At 35.9% G+C, this 16,541-nt stretch carries 16 protein-coding genes and 3 pseudogenes; 17 read left to right on the top strand and 2 right to left on the bottom strand.

Translation table 11 applies throughout. The features are described from left to right. Nucleotides 1-158 precede the first annotated feature (158 nt). The 16 genes and pseudogenes from WG932_RS14150 (at nt 159) to WG932_RS14075 (ending at nt 12,898) form a co-directional block, all read left to right on the top strand. A pseudogene (locus WG932_RS14150) lies at nt 159-2,775 on the top strand (SLBB domain-containing protein). A 255-nt stretch (nt 2,776-3,030) separates the two neighbouring features. After that, on the top strand, nt 3,031-3,861 hold the full coding sequence (locus WG932_RS14145) for a glycosyltransferase family 2 protein (RefSeq protein ID WP_483088381.1): 831 nt from the start codon (nt 3,031-3,033) through the stop codon (nt 3,859-3,861). A 31-nt stretch (nt 3,862-3,892) separates the two neighbouring features. Beyond that, on the top strand, nt 3,893-4,918 hold the full coding sequence (locus WG932_RS14140) for a Wzz/FepE/Etk N-terminal domain-containing protein (protein ID WP_483088380.1): 1,026 nt from the start codon (nt 3,893-3,895) through the stop codon (nt 4,916-4,918). A 75-nt stretch (nt 4,919-4,993) separates the two neighbouring features. Further along, on the top strand, nt 4,994-5,212 hold the full coding sequence (locus WG932_RS14135; RefSeq protein WP_483088379.1) for a glycosyltransferase family 2 protein: 219 nt from the start codon (nt 4,994-4,996) through the stop codon (nt 5,210-5,212). Nucleotides 5,213-5,214: 2 nt separating this feature from the next. Beyond that, nucleotides 5,215-5,301, top strand: coding sequence for a hypothetical protein (locus tag WG932_RS14130; RefSeq protein ID WP_483088646.1), 87 nt, complete (start codon nt 5,215-5,217; stop codon nt 5,299-5,301). Next, on the top strand, nt 5,265-5,837 hold the full coding sequence (locus WG932_RS14125; protein ID WP_483088378.1) for a hypothetical protein: 573 nt from the start codon (nt 5,265-5,267) through the stop codon (nt 5,835-5,837). The genes WG932_RS14130 and WG932_RS14125 overlap by 37 nt, the downstream gene beginning before the upstream one ends. A gap of 120 nt (nt 5,838-5,957) precedes the next feature. Further along, the gene (locus tag WG932_RS14120; RefSeq protein WP_483088377.1) at nt 5,958-7,145 is read left to right on the top strand and encodes an O-antigen ligase family protein; all 1,188 of its coding nucleotides are present in this window, start codon (nt 5,958-5,960) and stop codon (nt 7,143-7,145) included. A gap of 1 nt (nt 7,146) precedes the next feature. Beyond that, nucleotides 7,147-7,548, top strand: coding sequence for a glycosyltransferase family 2 protein (locus tag WG932_RS14115; RefSeq protein WP_483088376.1), 402 nt, complete (start codon nt 7,147-7,149; stop codon nt 7,546-7,548). A gap of 173 nt (nt 7,549-7,721) precedes the next feature. Next, nucleotides 7,722-8,012: a hypothetical protein gene (locus WG932_RS14110; RefSeq protein WP_483088375.1), complete on the top strand. Its 291-nt coding sequence runs from the start codon at nt 7,722-7,724 to the stop codon at nt 8,010-8,012. Beyond that, complete coding sequence (pssD, locus tag WG932_RS14105) at nt 8,012-8,503, top strand: PssD/Cps14F family polysaccharide biosynthesis glycosyltransferase (RefSeq protein WP_149392696.1); 492 nt, start codon at nt 8,012-8,014, stop codon at nt 8,501-8,503. The genes WG932_RS14110 and pssD overlap by 1 nt, the downstream gene beginning before the upstream one ends. A gap of 61 nt (nt 8,504-8,564) precedes the next feature. After that, nucleotides 8,565-8,963, top strand: a complete 399-nt coding sequence (pssE, locus tag WG932_RS14100) for a PssE/Cps14G family polysaccharide biosynthesis glycosyltransferase (protein ID WP_483088374.1) — start codon at nt 8,565-8,567, stop codon at nt 8,961-8,963. Nucleotides 8,964-8,979: 16 nt separating this feature from the next. Next, entirely contained in the window at nt 8,980-9,342 is a 363-nt protein-coding gene (locus WG932_RS14095) for a hypothetical protein (RefSeq protein WP_483088373.1), read from the top strand. 209 nt (nt 9,343-9,551) lie between these two features. Next, nucleotides 9,552-10,019, top strand: a pseudogene (locus tag WG932_RS14090) (capsule assembly Wzi family protein); the annotation flags it as partial. Beyond that, a complete protein-coding gene (locus WG932_RS14085) occupies nt 9,962-10,381 on the top strand; it encodes a hypothetical protein (RefSeq protein WP_483088372.1) in 420 nt (139 codons plus the stop codon). The pseudogene WG932_RS14090 and the gene WG932_RS14085, both read left to right, overlap by 58 nt. Continuing rightward, nucleotides 10,381-10,653, top strand: a complete 273-nt coding sequence (locus WG932_RS14080) for a hypothetical protein (RefSeq protein WP_483088371.1) — start codon at nt 10,381-10,383, stop codon at nt 10,651-10,653. Before WG932_RS14085 ends, WG932_RS14080 begins: the two co-directional genes overlap by 1 nt. A gap of 1,084 nt (nt 10,654-11,737) precedes the next feature. Then, nucleotides 11,738-12,898, top strand: coding sequence for a glycosyltransferase family 4 protein (locus WG932_RS14075; RefSeq protein WP_483088370.1), 1,161 nt, complete (start codon nt 11,738-11,740; stop codon nt 12,896-12,898). Between the two features lie 244 nt (nt 12,899-13,142). Here WG932_RS14075 and WG932_RS14070 read toward each other — a convergent pair. Continuing rightward, a pseudogene (locus tag WG932_RS14070) lies at nt 13,143-13,990 on the bottom strand (hydroxypyruvate isomerase family protein). Nucleotides 13,991-14,450: 460 nt separating this feature from the next. Between WG932_RS14070 and WG932_RS14065 the strand changes: the two are divergent. Next, nucleotides 14,451-15,653, top strand: a complete 1,203-nt coding sequence (locus WG932_RS14065) for a Gfo/Idh/MocA family protein (protein ID WP_483088369.1) — start codon at nt 14,451-14,453, stop codon at nt 15,651-15,653. A 115-nt stretch (nt 15,654-15,768) separates the two neighbouring features. On the opposite strand, the gene WG932_RS14060 is transcribed toward WG932_RS14065, so the two are convergent. After that, the gene (locus tag WG932_RS14060; protein ID WP_483088368.1) at nt 15,769-16,536 is read right to left on the bottom strand and encodes a glutamate--tRNA ligase family protein; all 768 of its coding nucleotides are present in this window, start codon (nt 16,534-16,536) and stop codon (nt 15,769-15,771) included. Between the last annotated feature and the right edge of the window lie 5 nt (nt 16,537-16,541).

The following is a 16,541-nucleotide window of genomic DNA, read 5'->3' as shown; positions in this document are numbered from 1 at the left end:
TTGGAATAGGGCCAATTTTTTGTACAATTGGGCCATTTCATAGATGGAATGCTCTATTACTAAATGTAACTGAGGTGGCGAAGCTGTAGGTTTTTGTTAGCAAAATCTCCAAAAATCATCAGTTTTTATACTTCCTTTTAAATTAAAGAATCCTTAAAATGATCAGTAAATTCATCCATTACTTTAGATTTTCATCGATAATAATTCTGCTTTTTATTGTTTCAATAGGTTATAGCCAATCTATTCAGGATATACAAAACCTTAAAGTAGATGAGTTGTCCGATGCACAGATTGAACAATTAATAAAACGCGCAGAATCTTCCGGTATGAATGAAATGCAATTGGAGGCTATGGCTAGAGAGAGGTATGCCTGCATCTGAAGTTGCTAAACTGCGACAAAGAATAGAATCCTTGAAATCCGGAAATAGTGAAGTCACTGCAGGAAAAAGTACTGGAAGAAATAATCAGAGAGAGGTTGTGGACGCAGAAATGCAACAAAATGTTTTTGATAGCCTTAGGCAGTCTGATCCTTATTATGATCTTAGTCCTCAACAAAAAAGATTTTTGGCTATACTTTGTTTCACAATCAAGAATTAAATTTCAATCCTAATTTAAATATCCCTACTCCGGAAAATTATATTCTCGGGACAGGCGATCAAGTGCTAGTAGATGTCTATGGTGCTTCGCAGGCGGCCTTTGACATGACAGTTTCTCCTGAGGGAAAAATCTTAATTCCGAATATTGGTCCAATAAATATTGGTGGTGCAAGTGTGGAAAGTGCTAGGTTAAGGGTGAAAAATGCCTTGGGACAGATTTATTCAGGACTGAAAGGACCAAATCCAAATACATTTTTACAATTGAGGGTTGGAAATATAAGAAGCATTCAAGTGACCATGGCTGGAGAATTAAATAAGCCGGGAACTTATACTTTGCCCTCCTTTGCCAATGTTTTTAATGCTCTTTATTTGGCTGGCGGACCAAATGAAATAGGGTCGTTTAGAAATATTCAGGTTTATAGAGATAGCAAATCAGTTGGACAAGTGGATGTCTATGATTTCTTGGTGAATGGTAATCAGAAGGGGAATATTGTCTTACAAGACAATGATGTAGTGATCGTTCCTCCCATCCAGACAAGAGTCGAATTGGAAGGCCCTGTTCGTAGACCGGGGCTATTTGAAGTTAAGGGAGATGAAAATATCCATGATTTATTGGCATTTGCAGGAGGATTTAAAAGTGAGGCCTACAAAGAGCTTGTAACAGTCAAAAGAACTACAGACCAAAATTTGAGAGTAGATAATATTTTCAATAAAGATTTTGATTCCTTTTCTATAAAGGATGGGGATTTATTTGTAGTTGGTAGTATCCTTGAAAGGTATGACAATCGGGTTCAAGTTTCAGGTGCTGTTTTTAGACCGGGAGAATTTGCAATTTCTGATGAGATGACTGTTCAGTCGCTTATTGAGCTTGCCGGTGGTCTTCGTGGTGATGCTTTTTCAGAAAGGGCTACTTTATACAGAACCAATCCTGATTTTACAATGGAAGTGTTAACCCTTGACTTGGGGGCTATTATTTCCGGGAATGCTGTAGATGTACCACTTATGCGTGAAGATATATTAAGTATTCCAAGTAAGTATGACCTGAAAGAAGAGTATTATGTGCAGATTTCAGGGGAGGTAAATAGAACAGGAGTCTTCCAATATGCAAAAAACATGACCGTTGGGGACTTGATTACAAAGGCCAGTGGTTTTAAAGAGTCAGCATCTAGCGCTAATATTGAAATAGCAAGGAGAGTGAAAGGTGAAGTTGGGGGAGATTGCAAAAATCTTTACGGTCTCCATTGATGAAGATTTAAAAATCACAGAGGCTGAAAGAGAAATAATTTTAGAACCCTTTGACCATGTTTTTGTTAGAAAAAGCCCGGGTTTTCAAGAAGAAAAAATTGTTTATGTTGAAGGGGAAGTTTTTTATCCTGGAGGTTTTACCCTTGAAAAGAGAGATGAAAGGATTTCAGATGTGTTAAAGAGGGCTGGGGGGCTTAATAATTATGCCTATCCTAAAGGAGCGACCTTAATTCGGAGAACGGAGTTTTTTAAAACGAAGACAGAGGAAAATATTAAACTTGAACAATTGGAATCATTACATAGGAACATCATCCGTGAAGATGAAATTGAAAATGCGGAAGCGGAAGGTAAACTATTAGAAAGGATTGATGACAGGATGGCTTTGCTTTTGCATGAAGAGAGAAAAACCAATGAGGAATTAAAGCAGTCTGATAGTATTTCCGAAGACAAGTATCAATTTCTAGGTGAGGAAGACAGTACGGTGATGGAGGTAGCCACCAGAGACAAGGAACTTATTGGTATTGATCTGATGAAAATTCTTTCTCAGCCTGGTTCCAAATATGACTTGATATTGCAAGAGGGGGATGTGATTAGTATTCCAAAAGAACTGCAAACTGTAAGAATGAGGGGAGAAGTACTTTATCCAACAACAGCTAGGTATGACATGTCCCGTGGATTTAGAAATTATATATCTAGAGCCGGAGGTTTTACAGAACAGGCTAGAAAATCCAGGGCATATGTCGTTTATGCCAATGGAGATGTTCATCGGACGAATAAGTTTTTGTTTTTTAACTTTTTCCCTAAAATAGAACCGGGAGCAGAGATCATCGTTCCACAAAAGCCAAAGCGTGAACCAATGTCTGTTCAAGCATGGATAGGAATTGCATCTAGCCTTGCAACTTTAGGGATTTTGATAGATCGAATATCCAATTAAAATGTCTTGATTAATTTTAAGCTTTAGATTTATAAAAAATACTATTTAAAGTATTATTTCTATTTAAGCTATAAAATCTTAAACCATTGATTATAAAGATTGGCTAATCAAACCTTCCTTATAAATCACATAAAAACTAGCGATAAGAGGGACAATTAATGTCTAGAATTGAATACTTAGAGTGAAAGTCAAAGAATCAGATAATAGTGGAGAATCATTAATAGATGTTTCAGTAATTATCCCTACCTATAGAGATTGGGAAAGGTTAAATCTTTGTTTACTTGGACTAAAAAACAGAACTTTCCTTCAAGTAAGTTTGAAATTATAGTAGTCAATAATGATCCTTATGATCCGAAACCCGACTTTGTAGAAGCGAGTGGATGTAAAATAATTGAGGAAAAAAACCCCGGATCTTACGCTGCTAGAAATGCAGGCATGAAGATAGCAAATGGAGATATATATGCCTTTACAGATTCGGATTGTATTCCAGACCCAAATTGGATTAAAGAGGGGTTAAAGGAAATGAAAAATTCCAAGGTTTCAAGGGTTGGAGGAAAGATAAAATTGTTTCGTCCTGAAAACGGAAGTTATTTTGCATTTGTTTACGAAAAATATTTGGCCTTTCAGCAAGAACGTAATGTCAAGGTCTTTAAAAAGTCAGTAACAGGTAATTTTTTTGCAAAAAAGCATCTTTTTGAACAATTTGGTGCTTTTGATGAAAAGTTGATGTCAGGAGGAGATTTTTATTGGAACCTTCGTTTAAGTGAGTTTGGAGAAAAGATTTCTTTTGCCGAAATGGCTGTTATAAATCACCCTTCACGTACGTCTTTGTCTGAGATAGCCTTTAAGAAAAAGCGGACAATTTCAGGTTATTACAGAGAAACATTTACAAGATTAAAATTCGGAAAGAAGTTACTCACTCTTTTAAAGCGATTAATGCCACCAATTAATAGGATAAATCACATAGAATTTGAATCTACAAAGGATTATTTCCAAGTGCTAATAATTCGCTGGTATGTGGAATCAGTAGGTGTCATGCACTTAATTAAACTGCAGTGGGCGAGTATTAGAAACAAAAACATTTAAAATTGCAATTAATGAAAAAAACATTTCCCACTTGGATCAATTTATTAAGAAATCTCTTCGTGCAGAAGAAATCCTTATTAAAGACTTGATCAATGAAATCATAGCTTTTAAGAAGTGGATCATGATCGTTGCCATGACGGTGTTTACATTGGGCTTGGTTTATATTTTCACCTCATCTGATGAATATACAACTACCTCCAAATTATTAATGGAGCAGTCAAATGGAATCAACTCCAAAGCTTTAGGAGGTTTAGCCTCTATTTCTGGTTTGGGTAACTTAGGAATAGGAAACCAAAACACTGAAGCCTTACCTCCAGAATTGATTCCTGAGCTCGTGCTAGAAAGTGACTTTTTAAAACGCCTAATGTATGAAAAAGTATATTTTGAGGAGGCTCAAGATAGCATTACTTTATTGGAATTTGTGAATGAGTATGAAAAACACAATTTATATTATCACTTGGCTAAGTTACCAAGTAAAGTAAAATCTATGCTATTATCCAATACTACCGCAAAAGGTATTGATTTTAATATAGAAGAAAAACAAGGAGAAGAAACTATTTTGGCATTTGATACCAAAGAAAGGAAAACGATAGCTCAACTTAGAACACGAATTGAAGTAGAGAAAGAAGACCGGCTATTGGTAATTCAAACAAAAATGCCGGAACCATTGGCCAGTGCACAGTTCAATGAGGTTTTAAGTAGATTCCTTAAAGAGTACCTAACCAATATAATACTGGATAAAGAAGTCAAGAACTTTGAGTTTATTAAGGAACGTACCAATGAAGCTAAAAGCAGAGTAGAACAAACTCAAATGAAATTGGCAAATTTTAGGGACAGTAATCGAGGGATAAACTCCCAGTTGTTGAAAACTGAAGAAGATAGGCTTCAGGCGGATTTCAATCTTGAGTTTAGCCTTTATAACTCATTAGCCCAACAGATGGAACAATCAAGGATCAAGGTTCAAAATGCTACTCCTGTCATGACTGTTTTTCAAAAACCTCAATTACCTACCTCAGCCAGTGAGCCAAAGGTTATATTATTAAGCTTAGTTTTTTGATATTGGGTGGGATTATCGGAATACTGTTCTTTTTTGGACTTTTGGTAATGAGAATGCTAACGATACATTTTACAAATGTTTAGTGTAATAATTCCCGTATACAATAAATATCCTCATTTAGACCGTTCGATTACTTCGGTCTTGAAACAAAAATTTGAAGAATGGGAGCTATTGCTAGTGGATGATGGTTCTACTGATGGAAGCTTAGAGAAGGCGAGATCTTATTCGGATAAAAGAATAAAGGTTTTCCAAAGAAATGAACCGGGTCCGGGGGATATGCTGCAAGAAATCTAGGTATTGCTAAGGCCAAATACAATTGGGTAGTCTTCTTAGATGCTGATGATGAATGGTTAGACAATCATTTAGTTACTTTTTTGAGTTAATCAATTATCAGCCGAATGCAAAAATTGTTTCCAACTCTTGGAAGGATAATTTCGAAGACAATAAGGAAGAAAGAAGCTTTCCTAATAGTTATCACAAAAAGCACCAGGCTAAAGGAATACACGAAATTGAACTCAAGGCTTTTTTAAAAAATAGTATTTATGGTGCTCCACCATTTTGGACGGGAGCGGTTGGTTTTCGGAAGGATCTACTTTTAGAAATAGGAGGTTTTCCGGAAGGAAGGTGTAAAAGGGGAGGTGACGTAGATACTTGGTTAAGAGCAATTTTTTATGGCAAATTAGCTATCTGGTCTCCAAGATTAACTGTTGTTTATCACAGAGATTCTGTCAATATGGTGACCAAAGTAGAAGGATTTGAAGTTGGCTGTGAAGCGACTACCGTTAAACAGTTGGCCTCCATTACTGAAGATAAACAAATAATACGGCTTCTATTCCAATTTCTAAACGCAAGGGTTGTGAGTAGATGGTTGCAAACATTAAGAGTTGGGAAAAAACCGAGCCTTTGTGGGGTAAAGTGAAATGGAAGTACCTTACCAAAAAGGGATTTGCTATCACATTTTGGTCTATTCTACCTACTGCTATTACAAAGCAATTGTATCGGTTGGCAAGTAAAGCTAAATATGATTAACTAATTTCAATTGAAGTTTAAAATACCAAATAGTATTAACCTAAAAGAATTCCAGCAATGGGATTTTTTTTCTGTTTTGATAATGATACTGCTCTTTTTGAGAGTTCTTGTAGATAGAGCGGGATTTGGGGCAGTTATTGGTCTTGCTTTGCTTGGTTGTTTTTTATTATTATTAGTTTTTAAGTTAAGGTTGCCCAAATACCTATTGTTTTTTTCTTCCATATTTTTTTTATTAATAGGATATGCTTTTATAAACGCGGCTGTGATTCATGGTGAGCCTTTGTATACTATAAGAGGTGTGATTCGCTATTTCTCCTATTTTGCCATGTTTATATTGGTATATTACAGTAAAGTTTCTTTTAAACAAATTTTCTTGTTGTATACAATCATAGTTTTAATTGAGAGTGCTTTGGCATTCTTTCAGTTTCTATTTATGGGTATGCCAAGGCCAAGTGGAACATTTATAAATTCAAATCACTTTAGTTATTTTCTAGTACCCTATTTCTCTATTTTACTGATCGTTTATAAGAGGTACCTTCCGGCATTTTTTGTCTTCCTCCTGTCGGCTTTTCTTGGAGGAATGGGAGGAGTTATAAGTTTATTATTGGTCCTCTTTCTTTTTTTATCTCATTATGCCAGAAAATGGCAAAAGGTAATCGCCATCCTTATTTTTCCGATTTTCATTGCAGGGGCAGGTCTATTGATGCAAAATAGAGTAAAGGAATTGACTGATGTAACTGCCATCTCGGAAAGACTAGCTGAAAATAAAGCCGGAGGAGGTAGTTCTCTTGTCTGGAGAATAGTTACATGGAAGCTTATGTACGATGAGCTTGTTGAAAAAGATGGATTATATACCGGAATGGGGTTAGAGTACGCCTCTTTAATCAGTCCTTACTTTTTAGAAAGTAGTATAAGGGAGCCTCACAATGATTATTTGCGTATATTGTTGGAATTTGGGTTGTTTGGTTTTGTTCTTTTTTTATATGGGATGTACTATGGTCTCTTTAAATTAAGAAAAAATGCCATTGAACAAAGTTCCTCCTATTACTACGCCCTATATGTTGCATTGGCAGCGATTTATTTAGGAATGATTGTTGGTAATATTGTAGTCTTGAGCACCCTGTGGTGGCTATTTTTGACAATAATAGCTATCATGCATAAAGAAGAAAAGCAAATAAAATCAAAAGCGTTCGTATAAAATGACAGGAAAACTTGCTATTGTAACTCCGGCAAAAAATGAGGCCAAAAATATCCCCAAGTTAGTGGGAAGTATGGCTGAACAAACTAAAAGGCCGGATTTATGGATATTTATTAATGATGGAAGTACAGACAATACCGTTGAAGTATTTGAGGAGGAAATAAAGAAACACGGAGCTGCTTTTAAAAATACCAGGATTCAGCTGGTCAATTATGAGGATGTGGATCAGTCTTATGCCTTGGGGCCAAAATACAGTCGAATCATAAAGTTTGGATTAAATAAGATCTTATCCCTTGAGAAGGACTTTAAATATGAGTATGTAGGAATCCTTGATAGTGATGTATTTCCTGAAAATGTCTATTACGAGGTGCTACTTAAAAATTTGAGAATAACCCTAAACTAGGAATAGCTTCGGCTTCTAAGCAACAAGAGGATTATGGTAATGAAATCATTACGAGCTATGTAAACAAAAGCTTTGCCCCAAGCGGTTTTAGGGTTTGGCGAAGGGCTTGTTTAGATCAAACTGATTATTCAATCTCCATTTCACAGGACTCTGTATCTGCAGCCAGAGCGATTATGCTAGGATGGAAAGTACAATCTTTTCCTGAACTAGAAGTTAGTCTAAGGCAACGTGGTGCGAAATTTGGGTTTGAGTACTATGGTAAGTCTGCCTATATGCGGCATGTCCCCTATTTATATGTTCTAGCCGGAGCTGCAAGAATGTACTTGTTAGGGAAAAAGGATGATGCAAGGCAATATATCAATGGTTATAAGGAATCAGCTAAAAATAATATAGATAGAATTGAAGATCCCTTGGCAATAAAATACTATAAAAACAGGTTCTTTTATAAATTACTTGGTAAATAATGAAACCTAAGGTTATACTTTTGATTTACGGATCAGGAGGGCATAAAGCCCAAATGGAGAAGTTGTTAACTGGGATTAACAAGGAGTTCGGGAACGTTAGCTTTATAGGGATTTCCGAAAGTGAAGCATCAATCATTCATCCGAGTATTATTGAGACCTTCGAACAGCCGCCGTTTAGAAACAAGTATTTTTCGTTTATGAATCTCTTTAGTATTCCAAGGAAGTATTATAATTTTATTTCTTGTTTTTCTAAGATCAATAAGAATTACAAAGTTCTCTCAGTGATTTCAACCGGGCCGGGTTTGGCAATTCCTTTTTCTATTTTATTTAAATTAAAGAAAACGAAAATTGTTTTTATTGAAACTTGGTCACGCTTTGAAACCCAGTCCTACGCTGGAAAAGTGATGTACAGAATTGCCGACAAATTCTATATTCAAAACAGGTCTTTATTTAAGTTTTACCCTAAAGCCATTTACTCAGGATTACTATGAAAATTTTGGTTACTGTCGGGACAACTAGGTTTGACTCTTTAATTAAGTATTTGGATGAAGAATGTATTGGGCTGGGTCACGAAATTACTTTCCAAATTGCCGATGGAAAATACAAGCCGGTAAACTTCCCTTTTTTAGATTTAACTCTGAAATCAATACCTATTACATAGCCTCTGATTTGGTCATTTGCCATGCAGGAGCAGGTACTATTTATAAATTATTGGAGTTAAAAAAGAAGATAATAATTGTTCCAAATACCGAGAGAGTTGATAACCATCAATTAGACATTGCAGAATTTATGGCAACCAATGGTTATGCCATTTCTATAAATGATTTTTCTGAATTACCTGAAGGAATACTAAGTGCTTCTAAATCTGACATGAGGGTTTTTGAAAAACATGATTTTGATAAGACTCGAGAAATAATATCTTTTTGTTTGGAAGATCTTGAAAACAAGTAAAATCAGCATTAATTACATGACAAAGAAATACCAATTGAAAAACTGGCTGATTATTCTGCTTTTATTTTTTGGGATAAACAAGTCTTTTTCCCAAAACTTGGCCCCAGGAACACCTATAGTAGAAGAGTATGGCAGAAGAAAATTACTATTTTCAGATGAATTAGATTCACTTAATCAAGATGGTTTAAGGCCTAATCTTTCTGTTCAATCTCTTTTCTTATCTCCAAATAAGGAAGAAAATAAGATTAGTTATACAGTATTCCCGGTACAATCAACCATGCTATATAATAGCAAGAGACCTTATGGGTATGGCGGGTTTGGCATGCACAATGGAAGGGGATATGAACAATACATTAGCGCGGGGGGTACGGAAGACTAGGTTTCTTATATCTTCAGTTACAACCAGAATTTGTCTTTGCCCAAAATAAAAATTATCAAGGGTTTGGGAGTGATTTTTCCCGTCAAGTTTTAAATGATAGATTTCATTATTGGAATAGAAATGACCGGCCGGAATTACTTGCAAATGGGAATTCCAGCAGGTTATGGTGGGGCCAATCCAGCCTAACTGCAAGGTTTGGGGGTTTTGAAACAGGGATTTCCACCCGTACTTTATGGTGGGGGCCGGGGCAATGGAGTTCCTTGACATTCTCCGGTAATGCAGAAAGTTTTCCTCACCTTACCTTAAACTCTCATCGGCCCCTAAAAACCTTTATGGGACATTTTGAAGGACAATTGATCGTAGGGAGATTGGAGAGTTCGGGAATGCCTGCCTCGCAAGATGACACGCTTAATGAATTGTATTTCCTCCCACTAGACGATGATTGGAGGTACCTAAACGCCATCAATATAAGTTATCAGCCTAAATGGGTTCCAGGTTTATATTTAGGTTTTATTCGAACATTTCAGCAGTATAGCGCCAAGCAAGGGGACCAGTTTCGAGATTATTTCCCAATCTTTGATGCCTTTCAAAAAAAGGAATTTTTCAAGATGGAAACTCTGTGGCCTTTGATAGTGAGGCTCGAGACCAACAAGCAACTCTGTTTTTTAAATTCTTAAGCAAAAAGGCAAAATTTGAAATATATGGAGAGTATGGCAGGAGAGACCATGCCTTGACTTGGAGGGATGCCATACTGAACCCAGAACATTCCCGAGCCTATTTAATGGGTTTTCAAAAATTAATCTCCCTTGGCAAGAAAAACACCTATCTTCAAATTCGAAGTGAAATTGTTCATCAGCAGGAATCTGTTAATAGATACATTCGATATGAAGGTCTTGGTGGAAGAACTTCTTGGTCTACGCATTATCAAGTAAGGGGCTTTACAAATAGGGGAAAGCACTGGGCTCAGGCATTGGTACGGGTAGTAATGGCCAAACTTTTGAAGTGGCAGTTGTTGGAGGATTCAACAAACTGGGGATAATGGTAGAACGAATAGCCAATCACCAAGACTTTTATTACAGGGCTTTTGGTCAGGATAGTGAGATGCTCCCTTGGGTGGATTTTACTGTTGGGATTCTGGCAAATAGGAAATGGAATGACTTTTTACTAGGCTCTCAATTTCAATTGGTGAATGGCACAAATTACCAATGGCAAAGTGATCCATCTACCAACGAATTTTTCCCGAAAGGAAAAAACATGCTTTCTTTTCACGGTAAAATCCATTTGGTGTATCTAATAGGTACAAACAGATAATAATCTTACTGTAGACTTTTCTCACAAGGGCTTTTGATTTATAGGGATGGACTTGGATGAAGTATGTAAGGTAAAAGTATAGAAAATTGTAGGGGAAATAATGTCAATGGTTTATGTTATATTCTTTAAAATAAATCAAACTAGGATTCAGAATTGGTCCAATTTATATGAGTTACAGATCAGTTCTTAAATTTGTCTTTTCAAAATTACATTTTTTCCAAATTGAATTTATATGCTAAAGAAGGTGTATATAATATTTTTAAAAAATATTGTATTATAAGGTATTGGCGTTTGCTGATAAATTTGTTTGTTCATTCCGAGTCAAATACAGAAGTAGATGGGATAATTTTAGGACCCTTTATACAAATAATTTAAGGTTTTTAACTTAAGTTTACTTTTGTTATGTTTATTTTCTTAACGTTCTTTTCATCAACCTGAATATAAATTTTTGAGTAGCTGGTGCTTCTGATTTTTCAAGCACAATAATAATCCATTCTTGTGCAATTGTTATTTGGTTGTATACCAGCTGTTTATGTGTTTTCCTTGTAAGTGAGTCTCCAGAAGGAGAATATATGGCACTATTTCTGTTTACTATAGCTGAAATTGAGGGAAAAACCAGTAGAGGCTATTATCATGATAGGGTTACCGGAAGGTTTATTGAGGGCAGGCTTGTAACGTGTTTATAATAAGTTTCAAATGAACCTGAAAAATTAAATTTGGAGATTTGGTATCTGTGAAAATATTAAACCTTAAGGTCCTAATAGTTTTACTTATTATTGTTCCCTCAAGTTTTATTCTTTTTAACCTTATATGTTATTTAGAATTGTCTTGAAATGAAATCCAATTTAATTTTACTTCCTTTGCAACCTAGAAACTTTCCCTTAAGCTGTTCAGATAAGAGAATAATAGCGAAAGAATTAGGTTATATGCCACATACACAGTTAAATAATGATAAAACTCAATTTATAGAATGGTATAGCATCTAGTATAAAGGGTGAGGTTAAATAATTTTTTTATGAAATTTTATAGAGTAATTATAATATTGTAAGATGCTTATGTGTATTTTTGTCAAAATCCTTTTACTATGAACATTTTTCTGGCAACAGTAACTTCATTTTTCTTTGGTTTTTTAATGACTCCTGTACTGATTTTGATTCTTAAGAAAATCAATTTTACTGAGTCGCCTGGCGGAAGGAGAATTCATGCAGGCAAGATCCCGTCGATGGGTGGAATTGCTATTGTTTTTGCTACTTTCGTCGGTTTGTTTGCATGGTTAAGTTTTGATCAGATTGTTGAAACCCGGTATTTTTTAGTTGCATTAGCGATTATGTTTTCGGTTGGATTAAGAGATGATCTAATTGAGTTAACAGCTGTTCAAAAGCTAATAGGACAATCAATACCTGCCTTTTTCGTAATCGTGATGGCAGATATTCGTATCTCCGGTTTGTATGGTTTTATGGGGATATATGAAATCCCATATCTTGTAAGTGTTGGTGTGACTTTTTTCGCAATTTTAGCACTGACCAATTCTTTTAATTTAATTGATGGTGCAGACGGATTAGCCGGTTCTTTAAGTTTAGTGACTTTAAGTATTCTAGGATTTTGGTTTTATACTGCCGGAATGATCTCATATAGTCTGATCTCTTTTACATTAGTGGGAGGGATATTGGCTTTTCTGGTGTTTAATTGGCATCCAGCTAAAATCTTTATGGGCGATACCGGATCCTTAAGTGTTGGGTTTTGCCTTACCGTATTGGTAATTTTATTTGTTGACAAAACAGGTCTCATGGCTCCTTGGGAAGGGCTGAAATTAAATGCCCCTTTTTCAGCCGGCTTAGCTTTCTTGATCATCCCGATTTATGATACAGTTAGAATATTTATTAAGAGAACCAAAAATGGAAAATCACCATTGAAGCCTGATAAAAGCCACGTTCATCACTTTTTACTAAGGATGGGATTACAGCATGACCAAGTTTCATTGATTTTAGTAGTAGTGAAGTTGACCTTTATATCAATTGTGTTTTTTGGCTATGCTTTAAATGATCATGTCTTACTTCCGGTTCTCATATTAATTGCTACATCTCTAGGAATATGGATGGACAAGAAAACACTACAAAAAGTCAAAGATAATTGCAAGAAAGCTCCCCTTGTATCAGGGGAAAATTATACGCGGAAAAAAGGAAGCAAACCAAAAGAAAACCTTCCATTGCTAAAAATATATTTACAGACAATAAAATCAATATGAACTGAGGCATATTTCTTAAGACAAAAAAAGGCGTTGTTTAACAACGCCTTTTTTTGTCTTTAATTTTTAATCCTCAGTGATCAGAGGGTTAGCTAGATATTATGGGTTAAAATTAAGTGCTATTTTTAAATCTCCTGAATTTTTAAAAACATCCATCTATCGGAATTTTTACTAATTGGTGGTTTTTGAAAATATCTTAATGTGATTGATAACAGGTTCATTATCTTGAACATGAAAATTACATTTAAACATCGCAGATTTCTACTCCTTGTTGTAATGAAGCCAGTTTATCAGGCCTTTTTGGGATAAATTCTTGGCCGATATAACCTGAATAGCCTGTGGCCAATATGGCTTTTACAATTGCCGGGTAATATAGCTCCTGACTTTCATCAATTTCATTGCGACCCGGAACTCCGCCTGTATGGTAATGAGAAATATAGGTGTGATGTGCTTTAATGGTAGCTATTACATCACCTTCCATAATTTGCATATGGTAGATGTCATACAGTAATTTCATTTTATCACTACCCACTTCTTTACATAAGGCAACTCCCCAGGCTGTGTGATCTGCCTGATAATCCTTATGGTCTACTTTGCTGTTAAGTAGTTCCATACACATCGTTACACCATGTTTTTCTGCGATTGGCATCACTTTTTTAAGCCCATCGCACAATTTTTTATACCCATTTCATCATCCAAACCATTTCTGTTGCCGGAAAAACAGATAATTTGTTTATATCCTGCCTTTGCCACCTTAGGTATGACTTTTTTATAACTTTCTATTAATTCTTCATGTAGTTCCGGATTGTTCCATCCTTTTTCAATACCCAAACCTGCTCCCCAAGGCATTGCACAGTCCAGGCCATATTTTGATAGTATTGGCCACTCCTCAGGACCGGCCAATTCAATAGATTTTAATCCGATTTCTACTGCTGCTTTACAAAGGTCTTCAAATGCAATGTCATTGTAACACCATCTGCATACAGAATGATTGACATTGCCCTTTAAACCTTCCGGTAAGCTTGATTCAGCTGCGGCCAGCCTGTTTGATATCGATGGTACAAGCAAACCTGCAAGCCCCGTTCCTGCCATTTTTTTAGCACACTTCTTCTTGGGTTAGTTTCTTTCATGGGTTCAATTGGTTTATTGTAAAGCAATTTAGAAGGATTAATGCTAAGAATTAAAATTTTTGGTCATCTTTCTTTAATCTATTATCTCTAGCCTATAATTGAATTGGAGTTTTGTTACCATTTTTATTTTAATTCAAAGTAAAGTAAGTGGTTCAATTTTTTTACATAAATTTAAAAATCAACAGGGTGATAAGCACTATCAATTAAAGTCTTGGTTCTAGATGGATATCACCTAATATACAAATTTTTTTATTGACAGTTTTATCCTTTATTTGCCGTTTATGCAATATGTTGTTTGGATTTATCCGTAGTTTGCTATTTTTAAAGTTTAGTATTTATTAAGGTTTCAATACTTAATTGATGACCAGTGCCAATATAAGAGTGGCCAATTATTAATTTTATTTTATTTATCGTTTGATACCGTGAAAAGAAGACAGTTTATCCAGAAATCCAGCCTTATTACCGGCCTAGTAGGCCTAAGTCCATTGTATTCATTTTCTACCGATCTTTTAGCATCTAAAAAGGTTAGGATAGGAATAGTAGGAGGAAGGTTTGGCGCCTCATTTCAATTTCATGAACACCCAAATTGCATTGTAGAAGCTGTCAGTGACCTCCGAGAGGATAGGAGAAATAACTTAATGAAAACTTACGGTTGTGATAAGTCATACACTTCTCTTGATTTACTTTTAAAGGACTCCAAAATAGATGCAGTCTTTTTGGCAACTCCTGCTCCTGACCATGCCAAACATACCCTCGCTAGTCTAAAGGCCGGGAAACATGTTATGTGTGCTGTGCCTTTGGGGATGACTATTGAGGAGTGCCAAGAAATAAGGGAAGCTGTTTTAAGTACAGGGAAAAACTTTATGATGGCGGAAACCAGTGTATACATGCAAGGGACCATTACCGCTAGAAAACTCTATGAAGAAGGCCGTTTTGGGGAGATCTTTAGTGCTGCGGCAGAATACAACCACCCTGGATTGGAAGTTCTATGGTTTGAAGATGGAAAGCCTACTTGGCGACATGGTTTGGCACCAATGAATTATCCTACCCATTGCACAGCATTATTGGTAAGTGTTACGGGAGAAAGATTGAAAAAGGTTAGTTGCCTTGGTTATGGAAATGGGGAGGGCTTGTTGGAAAATAATCCCTATAACAACCCGTTTTGGAATGAAACGGCTTTCTTTCAAACCAATCAAGGGCATCCTTTTAGGGTAGAAGTTAACTGGAAGGGAGCCCTAAGAAATGCCGAGCGTGGTGAATGGAGAGGTGAGAAGATGAGCTTTTATTTACCTACAGGTCATTCCAACGAGCCTACAATGGTTACCAATGCATCGGAAATGGCAAAGGATGATGCCGGTTTTGAACATACTAGAAATAAAGTAGCACCTTATGAAATTACCAAATGGTGGGAAACGGATATGCTTCCTGAAAGAATGAGGCACAACAGTGGTCATGATGGTTCTCATACTTTTCTTACCCATGAGTTTATCCAATCCATTGTGGAAGACCGTATGCCCAGAATCAATATATATGAAGCCATGGCATATACTGTTCCCGGCATTGTGGCACATCAGTCTGCCTTAAGAGGAGGAGAACTATTGACAATACCGGATTTTGATGATTGATCCAATTGAAGAAGGAATTGATTTGAGAATTCTTCTAAATTGGTCGTTAGTTGGGGTAAATGCAAGTGATTGCCTATCCTCTTGTAAATTTCTTCTTTTTTTGTCCCGGCTTTAATCATTTGACGAATAGCATAACTTCCATTGGATTTGGATAGCTTTTTCCTTCTTCTTTATACAATTGATGGTGGTAGAAAACCGCCTGATTAAATGTCTGCTGCATTGGCAACTGGCTAGAAAGGTAAACTTGTGCAAGTGTTGAAGGCCACAGGTCTATACCTCTGACAATAAAATCTACGTTAAAATAAATGTCATCTGCCATAGATGCCAATTGATAACTTGGGTAGGTATCTTTTTTTTGCACTATAAAAAAATTCATAGCATCTGTAAGGTGATGAGGTTTATTTACTTCATTATAAAGGTTGATATTAATCGTATGCGTTAAGTCAGTAATTATTCTAAGTGCAGTTTGTTTTTTGTCTAGAGGTAAGTTTCTATCAAGGCAAGTGCCTGTGTACCACCTTTTGGGATGTTTGTTTAAAAGGGTTTTTCTGGAACATTCGCAGGCGAAAACTTTATTTTTTTCTTTTAATTCGTCAATAAATTCTTTGTAAATTGAAAGACGATTTCGTTGAGAATAATCTTGAAGAAACTCCTTTGTGCTTTTAGGACCTTCATCATAGGGTATTTCCAAAAAGTCTAGCGTATCAAAAATATCTTGAATATACTCGGTTTTGACGCGCTTGTGATCCAAATCATCGATTCGAAGTAGGATTTTTGCACCATGCTTTTTGGCTAAGCTTACAGTAATAAGAAATGAAAGTACATTCCCCAAATGAAGGTAACCACTAGGGGTTGGTGCCAATCTGGTTTTGGTGATTTTCATTGCTT

It is taken from the genome of Cyclobacterium sp. SOCE241, assembly GCF_056867545.1.
This window is presented reverse-complemented; position numbering and strand designations above follow the sequence as displayed.

Bases quoted from the DNA above. Each gene is read 5' to 3' on its own strand.
- WG932_RS14135 (WP_483088379.1), top strand. From the start codon at position 4,994: ATGTTTAGTGTAATAATTCCCGTATACAATAAATATCCTCATTTAGAC.
- WG932_RS14125 (WP_483088378.1), top strand. From the start codon at position 5,265: ATGGTTAGACAATCATTTAGTTACTTTTTTGAGTTAATCAATTATCAG.
- WG932_RS14115 (WP_483088376.1), top strand. From the start codon at position 7,147: ATGACAGGAAAACTTGCTATTGTAACTCCGGCAAAAAATGAGGCCAAA.
- WG932_RS14110 (WP_483088375.1), top strand. From the start codon at position 7,722: ATGCTAGGATGGAAAGTACAATCTTTTCCTGAACTAGAAGTTAGTCTA.
- pssD (WP_149392696.1), top strand. From the start codon at position 8,012: ATGAAACCTAAGGTTATACTTTTGATTTACGGATCAGGAGGGCATAAA.
- pssE (WP_483088374.1), top strand. From the start codon at position 8,565: ATGTATTGGGCTGGGTCACGAAATTACTTTCCAAATTGCCGATGGAAA.
- WG932_RS14095 (WP_483088373.1), top strand. From the start codon at position 8,980: ATGACAAAGAAATACCAATTGAAAAACTGGCTGATTATTCTGCTTTTA.
- WG932_RS14080 (WP_483088371.1), top strand. From the start codon at position 10,381: ATGGTAGAACGAATAGCCAATCACCAAGACTTTTATTACAGGGCTTTT.
- WG932_RS14075 (WP_483088370.1), top strand. From the start codon at position 11,738: ATGAACATTTTTCTGGCAACAGTAACTTCATTTTTCTTTGGTTTTTTA.
- WG932_RS14060 (WP_483088368.1), bottom strand. From the start codon at position 16,536: ATGAAAATCACCAAAACCAGATTGGCACCAACCCCTAGTGGTTACCTT.